Source organism: Nesterenkonia sandarakina (assembly GCF_013410215.1).
GTDB classification, from domain to species: Bacteria; Actinomycetota; Actinomycetes; order Actinomycetales; family Micrococcaceae; genus Nesterenkonia; species Nesterenkonia sandarakina.
Map to the genome: position 1 here is coordinate 1,556,929 of NZ_JACCFQ010000001.1, position 20,440 is coordinate 1,577,368.

A 20,440-nucleotide genomic window follows, 5' to 3' on the forward strand; every position below is an offset into this window, starting at 1 on the left:
GCCACCCACCCACCCGTCACCTATTCGCCGAGGCACTGCAGGAGAAGAACCGATGCCGATCACCCCGATAGGCCCCAGCACGCAGGGCCAGCCCCTCGGAATCGACGCTGCCCTGATCGACGGGGCGCGCCGGGCCGGCGTCGATCCCACCGCCGGGCAGCGAGAGCTGAAACAGACCATGGACGGTGAGGTGTTCCTGAAGCTTCTGGTGACCCAGCTGACCAACCAGGACCCGAGCTCGCCGATGGACACCAATGACATGATCGCCCAGACCACCCAGCTGGCCTCCATGGAGCAGCTCACCGCCTTGGCCCAGTCCCAGCAGTCCGCCCTGATGATCGGGCAGCGCACCGCAGCTGCGGAGCTCATCGGTCGGGAGGTCACCACCGCGGCCACGCCCTCGGCTGGTGCGATCACCGGGACGGTCACCTCGGTGACCTTCGGTGAGGGAGAGCCCGCGCTGATGATCGACGGCGTCGCCCACCCCTACTCATCGATCGCCGCGGTGACCGCTGCGAGCCTCGACGACCGAGCCTCGACGAATGATCCCAGCGACTGACCCCCGCCCTATGAACCGCCCCGACGGACCCGCCCGAGGCCCGCGACCCGACTCCACCCACCCCTGAAAGGCACCCCATGCTTCGCTCACTGAACTCCGGAATCTCCGGTCTGCGTTCGCACCAGACCATGCTCGACACCACCGGCAACAACATCGCCAATGTGAACACCGCTGGATTCAAGGGCCAGACCACCCAGTTCCAGGACACGCTCTCCCAGATGCGCCAGGGAGCCACCGGCGCCGCTGACACGACGGGCGGCGGGAACCCGGCCCAGGTCGGACTGGGAGTCCAGGTGGCTGGCACCTCGACGAACTTCACCCAGGGATCCGCCCAGTCCACCGGCCGCGCCACGGACATGATGATCTCCGGGGACGGCTTCTTCGTCCTGCAGAAGGGCGGCGAGCAGATCCTCAGCCGCGCCGGGAACTTCGACTTCGACGCCCGGGGACGACTGGTCAGCCCGGACGGAGGGATCGTCCAGGGACGCATGGCGGTCAACGGGCAGCTTCCCGCAGGAGGCGGGCTGCAGGACATCGTGCTGCCCCTGGGGCTGACCGCACCGGGTGCGGCCACCACCACGGCCGGCGTGCAGGGCAACCTCCCGCGAGGTGCGGCAGTCGGGGAGACCCGAACCCTGGACCGGGAGATCTTCCGCGCCGACGGCTCCAGCGACACCTTGCAGCTGACCTTCACCCGCACCGCCAGCGGCTGGGGCGTGAACGGTTCCAGCGCGGGCGGCACCGGCAACGCGACGCTGACCCAGAACGCCGCCGGCGCGCTCAATGGGGGCACGCTGAACGTGGGCGGGGTCGCCGTGGACCTCTCCGGGCTCACCGGCTACGCAGGACTGGACACCGCGTCCATCGGCGAGCAGAACGGCACCGCCGCCGGGGTGCTGCAGACTTACACGCTGGGCGCCGACGGCGCGCTGACCGGTCGCTTCAGCAACGGGGCGCAGCAGGTGATCGGTCAGATCATGCTGGGTCAGGTCGCCAACCCGGCCGGGCTGGAGAAGGTCGGCAGCTCCGGCTACGCGCTGACCGCGAACTCCGGCGCCATGGGCCTGCTCACCCCGGGAACCGCCGGGGTCGGCACGCTGGCCGGGGGCATGCTGGAGATGTCCAACGTGGACCTCTCCCAGGAGTTCACCAACCTGATCGTGGCCCAGCGCGGCTTCCAGGCGAACGCCCGGATCATCACCACCAGCGATGAGGTGCTCCAGGAGCTGACGAACCTCAAGCGCTGATGCTCTGCGGGCTGCGGCTAACGGATCCCGGCGGACCGTCGACAGTAGAAGCTGAAAGGACGTGTCGATGATCGCCGTGACCAGGCTCAACGGGACCCGCTTCGCGGTGAACCCCGACTTGATCGAACGTATCCAGGAGCACCCTGACACGGTGCTGCTGATGGTCAACGGGGCCCGCTATGTGGTGCTCGAGCCCATGGAGCAGGTCATCGAACTGATCGCTGGTTTCCGGGCTCGGGTGGTCGCCGGGGCCTCACGGGTGGAACCCGCCGCGACGGCGTCCACAGAACCTGCCGCGCCGCCACCGAGGAGCATCTGATGGATCCCGCAACTCTGCTCGGGCTGCTGCTGGCCTTCGCGGCCATGTTCGCCATGCTCTTCCTCGAAGGCGCGCACGTCAGCTCGATCATGCTGCCGGCGCCGATGATCCTGGTCTTCTTCGGCACCATCGCGGTGGCGGTGGCCGGCGGGACGCTGCGCGATGCGCTGTTCTCCGCGAAGGCGCTGCCCAAGGCGTTCAAGGGCAGGATCCCCACCGCCGCGGAACGCATCGAGGAGCTGGTCTCCCTGGCCGAGGTGGCGCGCAGCGACGGCCTGCTGGCGCTGGAGGCACGGGCGCAGACCAACGAGGACCCGTTCCTGGCCCGCGGGCTGCAGTCCATGGCCGACGGTGTGGACGGGGACTCGCTGCGAGGGCAGCTCGAGGATGACATCGCCACCGCCGATGCCTCGGCGCAGGTCGCCTCGAAGTTCTACACCTCCATGGGCGGCTATGCCCCGACAGTGGGGATCATCGGCACCGTGGTCTCACTGACCCACGTGCTGGAGAACCTCTCCCAGCCCGACGAGCTCGGGCACATGATCGCGGCCGCGTTCGTGGCGACCCTCTGGGGCCTGGTCTCGGCGAACTTCATCTGGCTTCCCATCGGCGCCCGGCTGGCACGCCTGGCTCGCATCGAGCAGGACTATATGGAGCTGACCATGGAGGGCCTGCTGGCCATCCAGGAAGGCAGCCAGCCGATCCTCCTCGGGGAGCGGCTGCGCTCCATGGTGCCCGCCCATGAGCTGCGCGGGACCGACGCCGGGAAGGCCAGCCCCGGGCAGCCGGCAGGGTCAGCCGGGGCAGGCGACCCGCGAGACGTCCACGAGGCACTGTGAGCGGCCGGTCAGCCCGGTCCGCGGGCGGGGCCTCCGCCGCAGGCACGCGAACCCGGCGGCGCCGCGGCGCTCATGGCGGCGGATCGGGGGAGGGTCACGGCGGCGGGGACGAACGCTGGATGGCCTCCTATATGGACATGGTCACCGTGCTGATGTGTCTGTTCATCGTGCTCTACGCGATGTCCACGGTTGATCAGGACAAATACGAGGAGCTGCGCAGCTCGCTGGCCACCGGCTTCGGGGTCGCCTCCAGCGAGACCGTGGACACCGCCTCCGGCATCGTGGTGCCCCCGGGCAACGTCGGGGAGCAGGGCGAGTTCACCGAGGTCACCACGGGGCCGCAGGGATCGCAGGGGCAGCCTGAGGAGGCGGTCCAGACGGATCAGCTCGCGGCCGCCCAGCATGAGATCGAGGACCTGCGTGAGCTCCAGCGGCAGCTCGAGGGCCGGCTGCGCGAGACCGGCCATGAGGGAAGCGCCCAGTTCGTCCTGGACGAGCGCGGGCTCACCGTCAGACTCATCGGCGCGGAGACCTTCTTCGAGCCCAACAGCGCCCGGCTCACCGGTGACGGCCAGGAGGTGATCGAGGCCATCGCCCCGGTCCTGGCGCCCACGGACCGGTTCCTGGAGATCGGCGGTCACGCCGATGTGCGCCGTCCGGTGGAGCCCTACCCCACCAACTGGGAGCTTTCCGCCAGCCGGGCCACCGGGGTGCTGCGTGAACTGGTGGAGGTCGGGGGAGTGGAGGGCACCCGGATCATCTCGGTGGGCTACGGAGACGCCCACCCGGTCGATGACAAGCTCTGGCTGAACCGCCGGGTCGATGTCACCGTGCTCTCGGATGAGCCCGAGGCGATCCGGGAGCTGCTCCCGCAGCTCTCGGGGTCCGGCGCCGAGGTGTAGCCGCAGAACCGGGTGCACCGGCGGCGCCGAAGATTCTTCATCGCGACGCTAACGCCTGGCTGACAGGGTCCGATAGTGCCCGGCGTGCCCCCTATGCTCACCCCCGCCGCAGGTTCAGTGGTGCCTGCGCGCGCCCTGGAGCCAGGTCGCGAACCGGCGCTCTATGACTTTCGGCGTCCCACCACGCTCTCCCGGGAGTATTCGCGCACCCTGGAGCTGGCGTTCGAGACCTTCGCGAGGCAGTGGGGCACCCAGCTGACCGCACGAGTCCGCATCATGTCCCAAGTGGGCCTGGAATCCGTGACCATGCAGACCTACGACGACTACGTGGCCAGCCTGCCTGCGACCACCACCATGGTGCTGTGCACCCTCGAGGGGATGCAGGCCCGGGCGGTCTTCCAGTTCCCCGCGGCGGGCGCCCTGAACTGGGTCTCCCACATCCTGGGCAGCCCACACCCGGTGGACGTCCCGGAACGCAAGCTCACCCGGATCGAACAGACGCTGGTGCGAAACCTGATCACCGAGACGCTGGAGGATCTGCACTACTCGCTCGGCGGGATGCTGCCCACCTCGATCGCCGTCGACGCGATCCACTACAACGCGCAGTTCGCCCAGGCCGCCGCGAAGTCTGACCTGATGCTCACCGCCGTATTCTCCATCCGTGTCGGGGAGCGGACGGTGCGGGCCACCGTGGCGCTGCCTGGGGAGGCGGTGCTCCCGCAGCTGGGCGAGGGGAGCCCGGTGCAGGTGGAGGACCATGCGGCCGATCTGCTGCGCGAGCACCTGCCCCAGGTCTCGCTGCAGCTGGCGCTGGGCATCACCGATGCGCAGGTCACCCCGGCGCAGATCCTGAACCTGGCGGTCGGCGATGTGCTGCGCCTGCCGCATCCCGCACATCGTCCGCTGCACCTCAGCGTCGATGGTCAGCGCCTCGGCACCGCGGCCGCGGGAACCCACTCGGGGCGGATCGCCGCCGTCGTCGTCTCCACCGAAGAGAGCCAGTCATGACCTCCACTCAGTCCCCGCTCCCCGCCCAGCAGTTCGCTACGGCACAGGACTCCTCCGCCGGGCAGCATCCGGCGCTGCAGGATGCCGCCGCCGAGGCGCTCAGCGCGGCCCTGCCGGTGAGCCTGCCGGTCAGCGCCCGCCGGTTCCCGGATGCCCGCGGGGAGGCCGCGGCGGGCTCTGGCTCCACCGGGCGGCCCGAGGCCACGACGCTCACCGGCGCCGGGGATCTCGCCGTGGTCAGCTTCGTGGGCGGGCTCTCCGCCGAGGCCGCAGTGCATGTGGACCCGGACGTGCTCGGAGACGCCGCCGCCCTGGACCCGGCCCTGGTCTCCCTCGACGATGTGCTGCGCCCAGCCTTCGAGGCCGCCACCGGGGTGCTGGGCACCGGGGTGCTCTCCACGGCCCCGACCTCTGCTGCGGAGCCGCTGCTTCGCGACCCGCAGACCGGACTCTTCCAGCTGGTCGCCGCCGACCGGGTGATCGGCTGGTTCGCGCTGCGACTGCGCGCGGAGGGCCCCGGGGATCACGGAACGGATTCGGTGCGCCCGGCCGGTCTCGGATCCACAGGGCCGCTGGATCCCTCCCGCCGCCCGGGACACGGCCCGGGTGCGACGACGCCGCGGCAGCACTCCGAGGAGGACGTCACCTCCCGGCTGAGCCGGCTCAACAACGTCCAGATGGCGCTGACCGTGGAGATCGGGCGCACCCGCGTCTCGGTCCGGGAGGTCCTGGGTCTGGAGCCCGGAGCCGTGATCGAACTGGACCGCAACGCCGGGGCCCCCGCTGATGTGCGCCTGAACGGCCGGCTCATCGCCCAGGGTGAAGTGGTGGTGATGGACCAGGACTATGGGGTGCGCATCACCAGGATCCTGGACTCCGCGGAAGGCCTGACCTGAGTGGACAGCTTCTTCCTCCTGCTGCGGGTCGCGGTCTCCCTCGCCGCGGTGCTGGGCCTGATCTGGTATCTCAACCGACGCTTCGCCGGTCGGGGCCGTTCCGCGAGCCCGCAGGCCGTGTCACTGATCGGGCGCCAGGCGCTGGGGCAGAAGTCCTCCGTGGCCGTGGTGGAGATCGATGACCGACGCTATGTCCTGGGCGTGGCCGAGCAGGCGGTGACCCTGCTCGAGACCTACCCGGCTCCCGAGAAGCCAGCGCTGCCCGAGGTCCACGGGGCGCCGCCGGAGGCCGGACCGGGACGAGGGTTTGAACAGAAGCTGCGCTCCGCCATCGCCCTGGCACAGGGCAAGCCGATCCAGGACCAGAACCGGTGACCGCACTCGTGTCGGGTCGGCCCAGGCTGCACCTGAGCCGACCGGGCCGATCCGCAGGGATCCTGCTGCTGGTGCTCACCGCAGTGCTGCTGGGACTCATGCTCACCGCGGGCCCCGTCGCAGCCAGCACTGTGGACCCGCCTGAGCCGCCCGTCCCGGGGGAGCCCGCACCAGCCCCCGGTCGGGATGAGGACGAAGCCTCGGACGGGGAACCGGCCGAGGACGGCGGCGGCCTCTCCGTGGAGATCAACGGACCCGACGGCACGCCCAGCTCCGCTGTGGTCACGCTGATCGCGCTCACCCTGCTCTCGGTGGCGCCGGCGCTGCTGCTGATGATGAGCTCCTTCACGAAGATCTTCGTGGTGCTCGCGCTGACCCGCAATGCGCTCTCGCTGCCCTCGATCCCCCCGAACCAGGTGCTCGCCGGCCTGGCGCTGTTCCTCTCGCTGTTCATCATGTCCCCGGTGCTCACCGAGATCAACGAGGTCGCCGTCCAGCCCTACACCGACGGCGGTCTGACCTTCACCGAGGCGCTGGAGGCCGGCTCGGAGCCGCTGCGCCAGTTCATGCTCGCCCACACCCGGGAAGAGGACATCGCGCTGATGACCCGGGCCGCGGATCTGGCGAACCCGGCGACCCCCGAAGACGTGCCGCTGACCACCCTGATCCCTGCGTTCATGATCTCGGAGCTGCGCGCCGCCTTCATCATCGGCTTCGTGATCTTCGTGCCCTTCCTGGTCATCGACCTGGTCGTGGCCTCGGCGCTGATGTCCATGGGCATGATGATGCTGCCGCCGGTGATGATCTCGCTGCCGTTCAAGATCCTGCTCTTCATCCTGGTCGACGGCTGGGGACTGATCATCACGGCTCTGGTCGGCAGCTACACGGGAGGCGGATAGCCGTGGATACCAATGCGGTGCTCGACATCGGTCTCGCCGGGCTGGTGGTCGCCGCGAAGCTGGCGGCCCCGGTGCTCATCACCTCCCTGGTGGTCGGGTTCGCGATCTCGCTGTTCCAGTCGATGACCCAGATCCAGGAGATCACGCTGTCCTTCGTGCCCAAGGCGCTCGCCGTGGGCATCGCTCTGGTGGTCTGCGGGCATTGGATGATCGCTGAGATCGTGACCTTCACCCACACCCTCTTCGAGCGGATACCCGCGCTGCTCGGGGGCGGTTGAGGTGGAGTTCTCGCTGCCGCTGACCTGGCTGGAGGCCACCGCGCTGGCGGCTGTGCGGGTCACCGCGTTCATCGTCATCGCCCCTCCCTTCTCCCACGGGTCGGTGCCGATGCGGATCCGTGCCGCCATGGGGGCCGCGCTGGCGCTGGTGGTGGCCCCGCGCGCCGTCGCCGACTATGTTCCCCTGGACACCGGGGGCTTCATCGCGGCGCTGCTGCTGGAGATCCTCGCCGGCGCCGCGCTGGGTTTCCTGGTGATGCTGCTCTTCGCCGCCGTGCAGTCCGCCGGCGGGCTGATCGATCTCTTCGGCGGGTTCCAGCTGGCCATGGCCTTCGACCCCGGGTCCCAGATCAACGGGGCGCAGTTCACCCGGCTCTTCCACTTCGCGGCGATCGCGCTGCTGGTGGCCTCGGACGGGTATCAGCTGATCCTGGCCGGGCTCTTCCGCTCCTTCGACGCGCTGCCGCTGGGAGCCGAGATCAGCCTCAGCGGGGTCGCGGCGAACGCGGTCGATGGGATCACCGAGATGTTCATGGCCGCCGTGCAGATCGCCGGCCCGCTGCTGGTGGTGCTGTTCCTCGCCGACGCCGGACTGGGACTGCTCACCCGGGTGGCCCCGGCGCTGAACGCCTTCTCACTGGGCTTCCCGCTGAAGATCTTCCTCACGCTGACTCTTGCCGGCGCCGTGTTCGTGGTGCTCCCGGCCGCGGTGTCCACGCTGGTCCAGTCCGCCCTGAGCTCCTTCACGGGGGTGTTCTGATGTCGGAGCCCACAGGGGAACGGACAGAGCAGGCCACCGCGCAGCGGATGAAGGAGGTGCGCGAGAAGGGCAAGCTCTCGCGCTCGCAGGATCTGACCGCGTGGCTGGGGATCGGGGCTGCCGCGGCGACCATGCCCTGGGTGCTCGAGATCGGCCGGGAGGCCGGTGCACAGCAGCTGGGCTCGGTGCGGGCCGTGATCGCGGCCCCCGACCCGGTCCTGGCGGTGACCACGCTCGGGGAGGCCTTCACCTCGATGCTGCTCACCCTGGGGCCGATGCTGGCAGCCGTCGTGGTGGCCGTGATGGCAGGCGCGGTGCTCCAGGGCGGGGTCCGGTTCCGCAAGTTCGCGCTGAAGGCCGAGCACCTGGACCCGGTGAAGGGACTCAAGCGCACCTTCGGCCTGCAGGCGCTATGGCAGGGGCTCAAGGCGCTGCTGAAGACCGTGGTGGTCGGGGTGATGCTGTGGTTCGTGATCAACTCGCTGATGCCGCTGCTGCTCAGCACGGGGCTGCTGCCGCTCTCATCCCTGCTCAGCGCCGCCGGCTCCGGGACCGTCTCGCTGCTGCAGGCCTCCATCCTGGCCGGGGTCGGTCTCGCCGTGGTGGACCTGCTGGTGGTCGCCCGGCGCAACCGCAAGCACACCAGGATGACCAAGCAAGAGGTCAAGGATGAGCACAAGAAGACCGACGGCGACCCGCTGGTCCGGCAGCAGCGTCGCAGCCGGCAGCTGGAGATGAGCCGGAACCGGATGATCGCCGCCGTGGGCGACGCCGACGTCATGATCGTGAACCCGACCCACGTCGCGGTGGCCCTGTCCTACCAGCCGGGGTTCGCCGCACCGAAGGTGGTGGCCCTGGGCACGGACAACATCGCGCTGCGACTGCGCGAAGAGGCCGCCACGCATCGGGTGCCGATGGTGCGCGACATCAGCCTGGCGCGTGCCCTGCACGCGGAATGCTCCCTCGGTTCGGAGGTCCCGGTGGAGCTCTTCACCCAGGTCGCGCAGGTGCTCGCCTTCGTCATGCAGCTCAAGGAACGCGGGGGCGCCTCCGGGGTGCACACCGTGCCCGCCGCCCGCCGTCAGCCCCCCGCCGGGACCAAGGAGAATCACCCGTGAAACTGAACAGCCTCTCCAAGGTCGCCGTCCCGCTGGGGGTCGTCGCGATCGTGATGCTCCTGGTCATCCCGATCCCCGCCGGGCTGCTGGACGCGCTGATCGCAGTCAACATCCTGCTGGCGATCCTGGTGCTGATGACCACCATGTTCGTGAAGAAGCCGCTGGACTTTTCGGTCTTCCCCTCGCTGCTGCTGGTCATGACGCTGCTGCGGCTGGGACTCAATGTCGCCTCGACCCGGCTGGTGCTGGGCAACGGCTACGCCGGGGAGGTGATCGGAGCCTTCGGCACCATCGCGGTGGGCGGCAGCCTGATCATCGGCTGCGTGGTGTTCCTGATCCTGGTCGTGATTCAGTTCGTGGTGGTCACCAAGGGCGCCGAGCGGGTCGCGGAGGTCGGTGCGCGGTTCACCCTGGACGCGATGCCGGGCAAGCAGATGGCGATCGACGCCGACCTCAACGCCGGTCAGCTCACCGACGCCCAGGCCCGGGAGCGCCGCGCGGAGGTCGCCGCGGAGGCCGACTTCTACGGCGCCATGGACGGGGCCTCGAAGTTCGTCAAGGGGGACGCGATCGCCGGTGTGGTGATCACGCTGATCAACCTGGTCGGTGGCATCGTCATCGGGATGCTCTCGCACCAGATGGCGGCCGGGGAAGCCGTGAACACCTATTCCCTGCTGACCATCGGCGACGGCCTGGCGACCATGATCCCCTCGCTGCTGATGGCAGTGTCCACCGGCATGATCGTGACCCGGTCCAACGCCGAGTCCGATATGGGGTCTTCGGCCTCCTCGCAGCTGGTGCAGTCACAGACCGCCCTGTTCGTCGCCGGGGCGGCGGCGATCTGCCTGGGGCTGATCGCCGGGATGCCGAAGCTGCCGTTCATGGGTGTCGGCGTCGTGCTGATCCTGCTCGGCTACCGGATGCGCACCACCGCGCAGGCTGAGGCGCGGCGCGACGCCGAGCAGGAGGCGGAGCAGGCCACGCGTCCCGCCGAGACCACCGAGGACCTGATCGAGCACATGCGGGTCCACACGCTGGAGATCCAGCTCGCTCCCGATGTGGTGGACATCGTGGGCGGGGGAGGCGACGATCTGCTGGCCCGGGTCAAGGCGCTGCGCAAACGGATCGCCCTGGAGCTGGGCATCCTGGTCCCGCCGGTGCGCACCCGTGACAGCGTGGAGCTGCCGCCGGCGAGTTATGCGATCCGGGTCGCGGGGGTCGAGATCGGCCGGGGTCAGATCCCTCGCGGGAAGATCCTGGCACTGGGGGACCAGCTCGGCACGCTTCCCGGGCCCACCGTGGAGGAGCCGGTGTTCGGACTCTCCGGGAAGTGGGTGCCCGCGGAGCTTCGGCACAGTGCCGAGATGAGCGGGGCGATGACCATCGACCGGGTCTCGGTGGTGGTCACCCATCTCTCCACGGTGATCCAGAACAACGCCGCGCGGCTGCTCACCCGGGAGGACGTGCGGGTGCTCACCGACGCGGTGAAGGAGCTCAACCCCGCAGCGGTCGAGGAGCTGGTCCCCTCGGTGCTGACCCTGGCGGAGGTGCAGCGGGTGCTGCAGGGGCTCTTGGAGGAACAGGTGCCGATCAATGATCTGCAGCGGATCTACGAGGCGCTCGCGCTGCGCGGGAAGGTCTCCACCGAACCCGAGGGACTCATCGAGGCCGCCCGGTCCGCGCTGGGGCCGGCCATCGCCGCGAAGCATCTCCAAGAGGGCCGGCTGCGCGTGGTCATGATCGACCCAGAGCTGGAGCAGTCCATGCTGGAGGGGCTTCGTCCCGCTGAGGGGGGCGCGCAGATCCTGCTCGAAGCCAGTCGCATCCAGGCCATCCACACCTCGGTGCGGGACTCCGTGGCCGAGGCGGAATCGCGCGGGCAGCACCCGGTGCTGGTCTGCGCCCCCGCGCTGCGCCCGGCAGTGCGACGCCTGGTCGCGCCGCAGGCCGGTGGACTGCCGGTGCTGTCATATCAGGAGGCCTCCTCCGGGGGCGCCGAGATCGAGACCGTAGGAGTGGTGCGTGGAACCGAACAGATACGTCCTTAAGGGCAGGTCCCTGGCGCGGCTCGGAGCCCAGGCGCTCGCCGAGTACGGTCCGCAGGCCCGGATCGTCTCCGCGGAGAGGATTCTGCAGGGCGGCATCGGTGGCTTCTTGGCGCGGGAACACTTCGAGGCTGTCGTGGAGGTCCCGTGCGACCCGCGGGACACGGTGATCTCGGCATCGGGTGTCATCGAGGCGGGGCCGGGTCAGGAGAGGCCGGCGAGCACCGGTGCGAGGTCGGCGAGCCCCGAGGGCGGGGTCCCCGCGGTGGACTCGCGGCGGCGTCGTCGAGCCCTGGAACAGCATCGACGACAGGAAGTGCAGGGGTCCCACGCTCAGGAAGAGGACCTGGAGGAAGATTTCGCCCGGATGATGGATGAGCTGTGGCTCGCCTCCCGGCAGCCCAGCGGCACCAGCGCACCGCCGCCGTTATCCCCGTCGCCGCGCAGTGCGGGGTCGCTGCAGACCCACGCCGCGATCCCGGCTCCTCCGGGAGCGCCAACACCCGCAGCAACACTCGGAGCGCCGGCCGTGGCGTCTGCGGGGTCCGGGGAACCGGCCCAGGCCCCGTCGCCGCTGCGGGCCCCCGGGTCGCTGATCGTGATCGCCTGTCTGGGGGTGGATCCTGCGGAGGCGCTGGCCGCGTTCACGGCAGCGGCGGACCTCGGGACCTTGGGGGACCCGCTGCTCGTGGACGGCAACGATCTGGCTGGCCGATCGCTGCGAGACGCCCGGCAGGCGGTGCTGGCAGCCCGTGCCCAGGCGGTGGCGACCCAGGTGCCGGTGCTGGCCACCACCGCGCTGCGGTTCCCCAGCAGCACCGAGCAGCGGGCGGTGGCACCACCTCTGGTGAGTGAATCCGATCAGCTCTGGGCGGCGGTGGACCTGCGCCGGAAACCCGAGGACCTCCGGCACTGGCTGGACCTCGTGGACCGCAGCCGCCCGATCGACGCTCTGCTGCTGACCGGGGCCGAGGAGACGCTGAGCCCGGAGACCGGACACCAGCTGGGCTGGCCGGTCTCGGTTAGGATGAAGCCGTGTTAGTGCTCACCCGGAAGGTCGGCGAACAGCTCCTCATCGGTGATGAGGTGGTGGTCACCGTGCTCGAGGTGCGCGGCGATGGCATCAAGATCGGCATCGACGCCCCGCGGGACGTCAAGGTCCAGCGCCGGGAAGTGCTGCTCACGGTCTCCGAGACCAACCTGCAGGCAGCCCGGGCCGCGAGCCCAGAGGCCGAGACCGCGCTGAAGGCGCTCTTCGGCGCGTCCAACGGCGAGTCTGCGCCCAACGACGACGCCGCTTCCGCTGCGGACCCCGAGGCCGGCCGCGAGCCCAGTCCCGGTGCTCCCGCCGGCGACGATCAGCGTTCCGGCCCCGCCGGCCCGGACCACACGAACCCCGCGCCCCGGAGCTGAGCTCAGGCGTCGATCGTGCCGCCGCCCGGCGGCATGGACCCGCCGAAGAGCGGCTCGAAGTTGGGCCGCTTCGCGTGGATCCCGTCCCCGGAGGAGCGGCCACGCAGCCTGCGCACCACCCAGGGGAACAGGTGATGACGGGCCCACACGGCGTCGTCCACCCGGGCCGCGCGCCAGGTCCGCTGCGGCACCGGCCGCGGCTCCAGGGGCTGCAGGTCATGCTTGACGTTCATCGTCTCCAGGACCATCCGGGCGATCGTGTGATGACCCAGGGCGGAGAAGTGCAGCCGGTCCTCATCCCACATCTCGGGGCGGGTGAGCTCGCGCAGCGACCACATGTCAGCCACCAGGGCGTCATGCCGGGCCGCGATGGTGCGCACGTTCTCGTTGAAGATCGCGACCTTGCCGCGGATCGATCCGACCACGGGGGTCTCCCGGACGTCGGGGCCGTTGAAGAGCACGATGGTGGCGCCGGTGGTGCTCAGGATCTGCACCATGGTGTCCAGGACCCGGGCCGTCTCATCGGGGTCGCCGCCGGGCCGGATGACGTCGTTGCCGCCGGCGCACAGCGTGATCAGATCTGGGCGCAGCTGAAGGGCCGGCGCGATCTGCTCGTCCCGGATCTGGCCGATGAGCTTCCCGCGCACCGCCAGGTTGGCGTAGGAGAACTTCGGTGCCCCTGCCACGGTGGCCGCGCCGATCGCGAGCTCCTCAGCCACCCGGTCGGCCCACCCGCGGTGGTACCCCGGCCGGGTCTCATCTGGGTCCCCGATGCCCTCGGTGAAGGAGTCCCCCAGCGCCACATAGCGGGTCCAGGGGTGCCGCGGGGTGTCCGGTCCCTCTTCTGCGGGCCGGTCGGGGGTCTCGAGGAGGTCTTCGGCATTGTGGAGGTCTTCGGTGTCGTTCACCTCTCCATTCTCGCCGACGACCCCCTCCGGGCGCATCCGCCCAGGGGCTGATACCTGGGGCTGATCTGTGAGGCTGATCATCGGCGGCGCTGCGCCGGTCGATGCGGTCCACATGCTGCGCTGATTAGAGTGGAGCCGGTACCCTTCCCGTCACGCAAAGGTCTCTTCATGTCTGCAACCCCGCACGTCGCCTGGTCCCGCGAGCCCGAGGACCGCGCCGGCACCCCCTTGGTCGTGCTGCTGCACGGCTACGGCTCCCACGAACAGGATCTGATCGGGCTTGTCCCTGGGTTGCCGGCAGACTTCACCTATGCCTCCGTGCGCGCCCCCGTGGAGATGGAGTTCGGCGGCTACACCTGGTTCGACCTCGACGTGGAGCGGCTCGCCTATTCCTCCTCGGCAGCTCGCGCCGCAGTGGAGGATCTCTGGGAGTGGATCGCCTCGGTCAAGGACCAGCACAGCTCGGTGACCCTGCTCGGCTTCTCCATGGGCATGGCGATGGCCACCTCGCTGCTGCGCAGCCGCCCGGAGGCCTTCGCCGCCGTCGTCGGACTCTCTGGCTTTGCCGTGGACCCGACCCGTGGTGAGGGGCTTGAGGACTATTTCGACGACGAGGCGCTGGCCGCCGCGAAGGTCCCGTTCTTCTGGGGCCGCGACCAGGAGGACCCGATCATCCCGTCCGAGCATGTGGAGTACACCCACAGCTGGGCCACCAAGACCGTGAAGCTGACCAAGGTGCTCTACGCCGGGGCGGGACACGGCGTGGTGCCTCAGGAGATCAGCCATGTGGGGGAGTTCCTGACCCATATCGTGCTCAACCCTCGCTGAGCACTCTGGCGTAGATCTCCGCATGGGCGGCGGCGATCGCTCGCCGCTGCTCTTCGCGCCAACCCTGACGGGCCGGGGCCGCCGGTGCGCGCCAGGGCGTGTGGTCGTCGGGGTAGGAGCCTGACTGTGCGCTGCGCGACTGCACGCCGGCAGCCTGGGTGCTGGCGGCCTGCACCGCGCGGGTCAGGCTCGCCGCGTCGAGTCGCCCGTCCTGCCAGCGGTAGAGGAAGTCGGCTCCCTGGCTCCGGTAGCAGCCCACGTCCGGGGCGATCACCGTGGTGCCCAGATCGTGGGCAGCCTCCATCCAGCCCGAATGCGTGCCGAAGCGATAGGGCAGCAACGAGGCGTGCAGGCTCGAGAGGTAGTCGAAGAGCTCGGCGTCGGTGAAGAAGTCGTGCACCCGCAGGTCCAGGAGCTCAGGGTCCTGACGCTTCAGCCAGCGGACCAGCCGCGCGTCGTGGCGTGTCCCGGAGGAGTCGAAGACGTCGTGGTGCAGGTCCACCTGCAGCACTGCCCGGGGAATCTCACGCAGCGCCGCGAGCGCGGCCTCGAGGACCTCGATGCCGACCATATTGGCGCGCAGGCTCTTCAGATGCACGCCGAGTCGGAACTCCTCGGTCCGGCGCCGCGGCGACTCGGCGTACCTGTGGATCAGCTCCAGGTCCACCACGTGGGGATGCGGGATCACCTCTGCGCTCACACCCCAGCGGGTGAAGATCTCCTCGGCGGCCTGGTCGCTGAGCGTGATCACTGCCCGTGCCCGGGCGAAGAGCACCTGAAGCTGGGCCTCATGCAGCGCCGGATCCGCCTGGTGCGGGTTCCACAGATCATGCGCGGTGTAGATCAGGGGTCGGCCGTGGGCGTCGAGCGCGTCGAAGACCTCGTGGAGCTGCTCGGGGGTCTGCGCGTCGAAGCCGAAATGGACGTGCATCAGATCGAAGTCGTGCGCGGCGATCCAGTCCGGGTCCAGCATCGCCGGCGGCCACCACGGCGCCCCGGTGGGGGTGTCCTTCCGCGGAGAGGGCGGATCCGGCAGCCGGCGCACCACGAGGTGTTCCGATTCTCTCGGTTCCGGCTGCTCCGGCGCTTCCGTCCTGCGGGCTGCGTCGTCCGGGTGTTGGAGATGGCGGATGTAGACATGGGATGCGGGCACCGAGGCCACGGTGATGCTCATGCCGAGCTCCCGCTGGGGGTTTCCGCCGCGGGGGCCGCCGCGACCCAGTGCTCGCCGACCCGGCGGATCAGCCCCAGCCGTTTGAACTCCTCCAGCCAACCCTGCATCGGCCAGTGCCCCCACCGATCCGCGAAGATCCGGCCGTTGCGCAGGATGTCGGGGAGGTGCTCCACCGGCGGTCGGGACACCGGGTGATGCTGGTGGTAGGCACGGGCACCTCCCACCCATGTCAGCTCGACCCCGCGCGCCCTGGCGCGCCAGGAGAAGTCGGTGTCCTCGGCCCCGTAGCCGGTGTAGGCCTCGTCGAACCCGCCGATGCGCTCCCAGACGTCCCGGCGCACCGCGAAGGACAGCGACCAGAACAGCGCGTGCTCTCCGCCGGTGATGATCTCTCCGGGCTCCGGTGCTGGCCGGGCCGGATGCGGGGCGGCCCAGCTCGCAAGCTGCTGTGCAGAGGCGGCGTCGAGCTTCTCCGCCGAAAGCTCGGGAAGATACGCGACCGGGCCGCACAGCAGGTCCTCCGGTCGCTGCTTCGCCGCCTGGAGGTAGGCGCGGATCAGCTCGGGGTCCGGGATGCAGTCCACGTCCAGGAAGATCAGCAGGTCCTCGGCTTCGGTGAGGTCCTTGAGCGCCTGGGCCGCGCCCATATTGCGGGCCGCGGCCAGCGGAAGCCGGCCCGAGCTGCGCGCGATGCTCAGCACCTGGGTGTCCGGCGCGACGTCGTCATCTGGTCCTGCTGCGTCGAGCTGCGCGCTGACCTGGGGGTCCGCCATGGCGACCACCACGTGGCGCAGCGGAGGGTGGGTGCTGGTGCGCAGCGCGGCGCGCTGCCGCTGAAGATGCGCGTGGCGACCATGGACCGCAGTCACGACGACGGCGCGCGGTTCGGCTCGGTGGGGAAGGGTCATCGGAGCACCTCGCTGCTGTCTTCTGCATGGCTGATCGCTGCGGTCGGTGGCGCGGGGGTGGGGAGCAGGGCGTCTAACAGCTCGGCGAACCGCAGCGCGGCCGCGCCGTCGCACCAGCTCTCCCAGTCTGCACCGGGCAGCTGGAGGACCTGCGCCACGGCCCGGTCCCAGCCTGCGGAGTCGCCGGCCTCGGGGGCGCGGACCGCGGGCCAGGGGCCGCACTCCAGGGCGGCGAGCATGTGCTGCTGTTCCTGGTGCGGGCGATCCAGAGCGGTGACCAGGGCGGGGGTGCGACTGGCGGCGACCTCAGCGATGGAGTTCTGCCCGGCCGCGGTGAGCACCAGATCAGCGCGTTGCAGCAGCGGCCAGGGGTCGTCCTCCCAGCCGGACTCGCCGCCGAGCACCCGCAGCCGTGCCTTCGGGAGGGTCCGGCGCAGCTGCGCGACCGCAGCCGGGGGCACCGCTCCTCCGCCGGCGCCGCTGAGCACCAGGACCTCCAGGGATGGATCTTCTGCGCGCGCGCTGGGGTGGCCGGTGCTTGGGCGGCCCGTGTCGTGGTGGCCGGTGCTGGGGGAGGCCGGCCGCGCATCGCGTGGCGCGGGGGTGAAGCGGGAGAGTCCGCCCAGGGCCTGGACTGCCGGGGCGCCGGTGAGGATCCCGGTGGCCTGGGCGGGCCACATTCCCACCACCGCGGTGGAGACCGAATAGCCCAGCCGGTGCGCCGGGTCGCTGCGGTCCCCGGGCAGCGCTACGGTGATCACCGGGATCCCGTGCAGCCGGGCCAGCAGCGCGATCTCCACCGAGACATCGGCGACGAGCAGCTGCGGGGCGGCGTGATCGATCCAGGCCGAGAGCTGCGCGCTGCGCCGGCGCAGCCCGGGGTGGTGCAGCGGAGCCCAGTGCAGCGTCCCCGCCGCGGTGGGCGCGCGGAACCCGCCCTGCACCGGCCCGCCGTCGTCCGGCCGGTCAAGATCCGGCCCGGCAAGATCCGGCCCGCCGTCGCCTGTCCCGCCGCGAGGCTGCCCGGTGCTCTGCGGCATCGGGCTGTCCTCCATCGGGGTGTCATCGCGGGCGAGCTGGACCCAGCCGGCCGCGCTGGGCCAGTCTGCCGGCTCTGCCAGGGAGGAGATCCCGGTGATCTGGGTTCCCCGGGCGGCAGCGGCATGGGCCACGGCGGTGGCGCGGTGCAGATGTCCACGGCCCTGGTGGTGGATGTACCAGCCGATCATCGGGTGGAGGCGCTGGGCTGGGTGGAGGGCTCCATCGCCATCTCGGCGTAGAGCAGCTCGTAGTCGTCGACCATCCGCTCCAGGGACAGGTCCCCTTCAGCGCGCTGGCGGACCTCGCGGCGGTCGCGGCGCGCGGCACGGGTGATCGCCGCGGCCAGCGCGGCCACGGAACTCTCCGCGGCGAGCGCGCCGGAGGCCTCCGTGACGATCTCGACCAGACCCCCGCGTGGGAACGCCGCGACCGGGGTCCCACAGGACATCGCCTCTGCTGCGACCAGGCCGTAGGGTTCGTCCCACTGCGAGCTGACCACGGCGACCGCGGAGGAGCCGACGAGCTCGACCAGCTCGCGGTGGCGCAGGTGGCCCACATAGACCGCGTCGTCACCGAGCCGCGGCTGGACCTGCTGCTCGAAGTAGCTGCGGTCCATGATGGGGCCGGCCAGGGTGATGCTGCGGCCGGCGGCGCGCGCGGCGTCGATCGCGAGGTGAGGAGCCTTCTCCGGCACCACCCGTCCGGTCCAGACGCATTCGTTGCCTCCCGGCCCGGGGTGCCAGACATCGGTGTCGATCCCGTTGGGGATCACGCTGGCAGTCACGGAGTCCGCCCAGGCCCGCGCCGTGGCGGAGCTCACCGCGGTGAACACCGAGGACGGAGCGGCGTAGGTCATCGCCGATTCCAGCCAGGGGGTCGGGGGAGTGTGCAGCGTGGTGAGCATCGGCACCGGCAGCAGCGCCGAGAGCGCCAGCGGAAGGTGGTGCAGCGAGTTGTTGTGGATCACGTCGAAGTCCCGGGACTCCGCCAGGCGCAGCATCAGACCCAGGTAGGCGTGGTGCTGCTGCATCCAGTCCACCGGCATCGCGCCGACGTCGGAGCGGGCAGTCTCACTGAGCTCGAGGCGCTCCGGCAGGAGCATCTGCGCGCCCAGCTCCGGATCGCTGCCGCCCGCAGCGAAAAGCGTGACCGAGTGGCCTCTGCTGATGAGCTTCCTTGCCACCGTGTGTGTAAAAGCTTCGAGCCCCCCGGCGAAGGGTTCCCTGATGGGGAACTGGCTCGAGGCGATGATGCATATGCGCAACCGCACCCCTAGTTCACAGGGCGAGGCACAGCCCCCCGGCGCCGGTCATCGGAGACCGGCAGGCACCTCGCAGAAGAATGTCTTTGAGGGCCCGGCACACCTGCGTGCACCCGCCCCTAGAGGCACTGTACACGCGGTTTCAGGGAGCGAGGATCAGTTCCGTCAGCCTTCGACGGGCATGAGTCGGGCGCTCGGCAGTCCGAAGGGCTCGCCGTCGAACTCCACGAGCTGGCCGCGCTTGATCTGGGCGCCGCGCCGAGTCTCCACCTCACCGTCCACGCGCACGCCAGAGGAGTCGATCACCTCACGGGCGATCGCGCCGTTCTCCACCACTCCGGCCAGCTTCAGCAGCTGCCCCAGACGGATGGACTCATCGCGGATCGGGACCTCAGACACCTCGTGATTCATGGTCCAAGTCTGTCATGCCCTCCCAGCGTGCCCACCCAGCCTTTTACCGGGGGTTCCGTGTTTCACCGGCTAGACGGTACGCCCCGTCAACTGCGCAACCCCCGGTAAAACGCTGGGCTGGGGCTGGCTACAGTGAGTCTCATGAGTTCTGCTGTGCCCGCCGCGGCGCCCCGTTCCCCGCTGGTCTGGGTCTTCCTGTTGCTGCTGATGCTCGCCTCCGGGGCGGCGATCCCCGCCCAGGGAAGGGTCAATGCCGCGCTGACCGCTGAGATCGGTGACCCGGTTCTGGCGGCGACGATCAGCTTCTCCGTGGGCAGCGTGATCCTGCTGCTGGTGACCTTCGGCACACCCCGTGGTCGGCGGGCGATGGCCCGAGTGGCACCGGCGGTCCGCGACGGCCGGATCCGATGGTGGTACTTCCTGGCAGGGTGCGTGGGCGCGTATTTCGTGCTCACCCAGACCCTGACAATCGGGTTGATCGGCGTGGCCGTGTTCACCGTGGCCGTGGTCACCGGTCAGACCCTGGGCGGTCTGCTCTGGGACCGGATCGGACTCGGCCCGGCCGGGCGGATGCGCCTGAACCCGTTCCGTGTGGGTGGCGCCGTGCTGACCGTGCTGGCGGTGCTCTGGGCGGTCTCCCCGCAGCTGGGCGCACCGGGACAGGGGCTGGCCTGGCTGGCCCTGGTGCTGCTGCCGCTCTCCGGAGGGTTCCTCCAAGCCGCTCAGCAGGCGATCAACGGCCGACACTCCGCGGCCTATGCCTCGCCGGCGCCGGGCACGCTGTTCAACTTCCTGGCCGGCACGCTGTTCCTGCTCCTGGTCTGGGCCGGCAAGGCCCTGCTCACCGGGGCAGAGCCCGCGCTGTCGCTGACCTGGTGGCACTACCTGGGCGGACCGCTGGGCATCATCTTCATCGCCCTGGGCGCGCTGCTGGTCACCCGGGTGGGGGTGCTGATCGCCGCGATGGGCATGATCGCGGGCCAGCTCCTGGGCTCGCTGCTGCTCGACGTGCTGCTCCCGACGCCGGGCTCCTTGGTCACCACTGCCACGGTGCTGGGCACCGGGCTGACCCTGATCGCGGTGATCCTGGCCTCGCTGCCGGATATCCTGCGCGGGCGCCCCGGTCCCCGGTCCGCTGCTTGAGCCGCTGAGCCGCTGGACTGCTGAGCCGTTGACCTGCCGACCCGCTTCGAGGGGCGCAGCGTAAGGCCAGGCGTCGTCCAGAGGAACCCGGGGAGTCCAGTTCCGCGC

General features: G+C 70.3%; 23 protein-coding genes. 17 read left to right on the forward strand and 6 right to left on the reverse strand.

What is annotated here, in order from left to right; translation table 11 throughout:
• Positions 1 to 52 precede the first annotated feature (52 nt).
• The 15 genes from HNR11_RS07235 (at position 53) to csrA (ending at position 12,658) form a co-directional block, all read left to right on the forward strand.
• Positions 53 to 559, forward strand: coding sequence for a flagellar hook capping FlgD N-terminal domain-containing protein (locus HNR11_RS07235; protein ID WP_179441737.1), 507 nt, complete (start codon positions 53 to 55; stop codon positions 557 to 559).
• 77 nt (positions 560 to 636) lie between these two features.
• On the forward strand, positions 637 to 1,806 hold the full coding sequence (locus tag HNR11_RS07240) for a flagellar hook protein FlgE (protein WP_179441738.1): 1,170 nt from the start codon (positions 637 to 639) through the stop codon (positions 1,804 to 1,806).
• Between the two features lie 67 nt (positions 1,807 to 1,873).
• The gene (locus HNR11_RS07245; protein ID WP_179441739.1) at positions 1,874 to 2,125 is read left to right on the forward strand and encodes a flagellar FlbD family protein; all 252 of its coding nucleotides are present in this window, start codon (positions 1,874 to 1,876) and stop codon (positions 2,123 to 2,125) included.
• Positions 2,125 to 2,964: a motility protein A gene (locus HNR11_RS07250; RefSeq protein ID WP_179441740.1), complete on the forward strand. Its 840-nt coding sequence runs from the start codon at positions 2,125 to 2,127 to the stop codon at positions 2,962 to 2,964. Before HNR11_RS07245 ends, HNR11_RS07250 begins: the two co-directional genes overlap by 1 nt.
• Positions 2,961 to 3,866, forward strand: a complete 906-nt coding sequence (locus tag HNR11_RS07255; protein ID WP_343050610.1) for an OmpA/MotB family protein — start codon at positions 2,961 to 2,963, stop codon at positions 3,864 to 3,866. Before HNR11_RS07250 ends, HNR11_RS07255 begins: the two co-directional genes overlap by 4 nt.
• Before the next feature lie 93 nt (positions 3,867 to 3,959).
• Positions 3,960 to 4,874 carry a flagellar motor switch protein FliM gene (locus tag HNR11_RS07260; protein WP_179442912.1) on the forward strand — a complete coding sequence of 305 codons (915 nt, stop codon included), beginning with the start codon at positions 3,960 to 3,962 and terminating at the stop codon, positions 4,872 to 4,874.
• A complete protein-coding gene (gene fliN, locus HNR11_RS07265) occupies positions 4,871 to 5,770 on the forward strand; it encodes a flagellar motor switch protein FliN (protein WP_179441741.1) in 900 nt (299 codons plus the stop codon). The genes HNR11_RS07260 and fliN overlap by 4 nt, the downstream gene beginning before the upstream one ends.
• Positions 5,771 to 6,145: a flagellar biosynthetic protein FliO gene (fliO, locus tag HNR11_RS07270; RefSeq protein WP_179441742.1), complete on the forward strand. Its 375-nt coding sequence runs from the start codon at positions 5,771 to 5,773 to the stop codon at positions 6,143 to 6,145.
• A gap of 98 nt (positions 6,146 to 6,243) precedes the next feature.
• Positions 6,244 to 7,044, forward strand: a complete 801-nt coding sequence (gene fliP, locus HNR11_RS07275) for a flagellar type III secretion system pore protein FliP (RefSeq protein WP_179442913.1) — start codon at positions 6,244 to 6,246, stop codon at positions 7,042 to 7,044.
• 2 nt (positions 7,045 to 7,046) lie between these two features.
• Positions 7,047 to 7,322, forward strand: coding sequence for a flagellar biosynthesis protein FliQ (fliQ, locus tag HNR11_RS07280; RefSeq protein ID WP_179441743.1), 276 nt, complete (start codon positions 7,047 to 7,049; stop codon positions 7,320 to 7,322).
• Position 7,323: 1 nt separating this feature from the next.
• Positions 7,324 to 8,082, forward strand: a complete 759-nt coding sequence (locus HNR11_RS07285; protein WP_343050611.1) for a flagellar biosynthetic protein FliR — start codon at positions 7,324 to 7,326, stop codon at positions 8,080 to 8,082.
• A complete protein-coding gene (locus HNR11_RS07290) occupies positions 8,082 to 9,200 on the forward strand; it encodes an EscU/YscU/HrcU family type III secretion system export apparatus switch protein (RefSeq protein ID WP_179441744.1) in 1,119 nt (372 codons plus the stop codon). Before HNR11_RS07285 ends, HNR11_RS07290 begins: the two co-directional genes overlap by 1 nt.
• A gap of 53 nt (positions 9,201 to 9,253) precedes the next feature.
• Positions 9,254 to 11,248, forward strand: coding sequence for a flagellar biosynthesis protein FlhA (locus HNR11_RS07295; protein WP_246310573.1), 1,995 nt, complete (start codon positions 9,254 to 9,256; stop codon positions 11,246 to 11,248).
• Complete coding sequence (locus tag HNR11_RS07300) at positions 11,223 to 12,287, forward strand: hypothetical protein (RefSeq protein WP_179441746.1); 1,065 nt, start codon at positions 11,223 to 11,225, stop codon at positions 12,285 to 12,287. Before HNR11_RS07295 ends, HNR11_RS07300 begins: the two co-directional genes overlap by 26 nt.
• Positions 12,281 to 12,658, forward strand: a complete 378-nt coding sequence (gene csrA, locus HNR11_RS14185) for a carbon storage regulator CsrA (protein ID WP_179441747.1) — start codon at positions 12,281 to 12,283, stop codon at positions 12,656 to 12,658. Before HNR11_RS07300 ends, csrA begins: the two co-directional genes overlap by 7 nt.
• Before the next feature lie 2 nt (positions 12,659 to 12,660).
• On the opposite strand, the gene HNR11_RS07310 is transcribed toward csrA, so the two are convergent.
• Complete coding sequence (locus HNR11_RS07310) at positions 12,661 to 13,566, reverse strand: SGNH/GDSL hydrolase family protein (RefSeq protein WP_343050612.1); 906 nt, start codon at positions 13,564 to 13,566, stop codon at positions 12,661 to 12,663.
• Positions 13,567 to 13,734: 168 nt separating this feature from the next.
• Between HNR11_RS07310 and HNR11_RS07315 the strand changes: the two genes are divergently transcribed.
• Positions 13,735 to 14,394 (forward strand): alpha/beta hydrolase, encoded by a 660-nt coding sequence (locus tag HNR11_RS07315; RefSeq protein ID WP_179441748.1) that lies wholly within the window; start codon positions 13,735 to 13,737, stop codon positions 14,392 to 14,394.
• Here the strand turns inward: HNR11_RS07315 and HNR11_RS07320 are convergent.
• From HNR11_RS07320 to HNR11_RS07340, 5 genes are all read right to left on the reverse strand, one after another.
• Entirely contained in the window at positions 14,381 to 15,568 is a 1,188-nt protein-coding gene (locus tag HNR11_RS07320) for a glycosyltransferase (RefSeq protein ID WP_179441749.1), read from the reverse strand. The genes HNR11_RS07315 and HNR11_RS07320 overlap by 14 nt on opposite strands.
• Positions 15,565 to 16,476: a glycosyltransferase family 2 protein gene (locus HNR11_RS07325; protein WP_179441750.1), complete on the reverse strand. Its 912-nt coding sequence runs from the start codon at positions 16,474 to 16,476 to the stop codon at positions 15,565 to 15,567. Before HNR11_RS07325 ends, HNR11_RS07320 begins: the two co-directional genes overlap by 4 nt.
• On the reverse strand, positions 16,473 to 17,705 hold the full coding sequence (locus tag HNR11_RS07330; protein WP_179441751.1) for a glycosyltransferase family protein: 1,233 nt from the start codon (positions 17,703 to 17,705) through the stop codon (positions 16,473 to 16,475). Before HNR11_RS07330 ends, HNR11_RS07325 begins: the two co-directional genes overlap by 4 nt.
• The gene (locus tag HNR11_RS07335) at positions 17,702 to 18,787 is read right to left on the reverse strand and encodes a glycosyltransferase (RefSeq protein WP_179441752.1); all 1,086 of its coding nucleotides are present in this window, start codon (positions 18,785 to 18,787) and stop codon (positions 17,702 to 17,704) included. Before HNR11_RS07335 ends, HNR11_RS07330 begins: the two co-directional genes overlap by 4 nt.
• A gap of 156 nt (positions 18,788 to 18,943) precedes the next feature.
• Positions 18,944 to 19,189 carry an RNA-binding S4 domain-containing protein gene (locus tag HNR11_RS07340; protein ID WP_179441753.1) on the reverse strand — a complete coding sequence of 82 codons (246 nt, stop codon included), beginning with the start codon at positions 19,187 to 19,189 and terminating at the stop codon, positions 18,944 to 18,946.
• A gap of 141 nt (positions 19,190 to 19,330) precedes the next feature.
• Here HNR11_RS07340 and HNR11_RS07345 point away from each other — a divergent pair, with 141 nt between their 5' ends.
• Positions 19,331 to 20,332, forward strand: a complete 1,002-nt coding sequence (locus HNR11_RS07345; protein ID WP_179441754.1) for a DMT family transporter — start codon at positions 19,331 to 19,333, stop codon at positions 20,330 to 20,332.
• Positions 20,333 to 20,440 lie beyond the last annotated feature (108 nt).